The following is a 1,043-nucleotide window of genomic DNA, read 5'->3' on the forward strand; positions in this document are numbered from 1 at the left end:
GGCGTTGTTGCCTAAATCAATTGAACCTTTTGGTGTTCCCACGATCTGATCATTTATGACAGATTAAATGGGTGTTGATATGGGAAAGTCTAAAGCTAAGATCTCTAACTGGAGTGATTATAACGAAGCGCTTCGCAATCGAGGCTCCCTCACTTTTTGGATAGATGATTCTGCCATTGATGCATGGAAATGTACGGCACATCACGGTAGACGAGGGAGAGGATTTCAGTTCTCGGATACCGCTATTGAAACCGCTCTCATGATAAAGGGAGTATTTTCTCTGCCACTTCGTGCGCTTCAAGGCTTCATCGATTCGATTTTTAAGCTAATGGATGTTCCGTTAACGTCCCCTGACTACACGAGCATTAGCAAACGCTCAAAGACAGTGCAGGTCAAGTACAGAAACCCATCAATAGGCCCAATTCGCCATATCGCTATAGATTCCACTGGCCTAAAGGTCTTCGGTGAAGGTGAATGGAAAGTGCGAAAACATGGAAACGAAAAGCGAAGAACTTGGCGTAAGCTCCACCTTGCTGTCGACGTAGATACGAATGAGGTTATCAGAGCAGAAGTAAGCCTCGTTAGTGTGGGTGATAGTGAGGTATTTCCAACTCTACTCAATCCTTTACGAAGAAAGGTTCAAGCTGTATCTGGCGATGGGGCCTATGACACCAAAGAGTGCCATAAAGTATTGCAAAGAAAAGGAAGTAGGCCATTAATACCGCCACGAAAAAATGCTGGCTTCTGGGACGATGGACACCCCAGAAATGAGGCAGTAAAAGCGCTAAAAGAAGGTAATTTAGCTCAATGGAAAGTGGATTCAGGCTATCACCATCGGTCATTATCCGAAACTGCAATGTCTCGATACAAGGGGCTAACTAGCGGTCGATTAAGCTTGAGAAACTATAATGCTCAAGTCGGTGAAGCGTTAGCCAACGTTAAGGCTATGAACAAAGTTATCGGGCTAGGTATGCCTGTTAGAAATTGATCGAGAGGCAGTCATAGGTTAGCTCCGCTCTGAATCGGATTTGATCAACAACGCC

At 44.9% G+C, this 1,043-nt stretch carries 1 protein-coding gene; it reads left to right on the forward strand.

Annotated features, from left to right (window positions below):
• The first annotated feature begins 79 nt into the window (after positions 1-79).
• Entirely contained in the window at positions 80-988 is a 909-nt protein-coding gene (locus tag BCU12_RS05035; protein ID WP_102403268.1) for an IS5 family transposase, read from the forward strand.
• Positions 989-1,043 lie beyond the last annotated feature (55 nt).

The sequence above is a fragment of the Vibrio sp. 10N.261.55.A7 genome, assembly GCF_002877365.1.
In the GTDB taxonomy this organism is placed as follows: Bacteria; Pseudomonadota; Gammaproteobacteria; order Enterobacterales; family Vibrionaceae; genus Vibrio.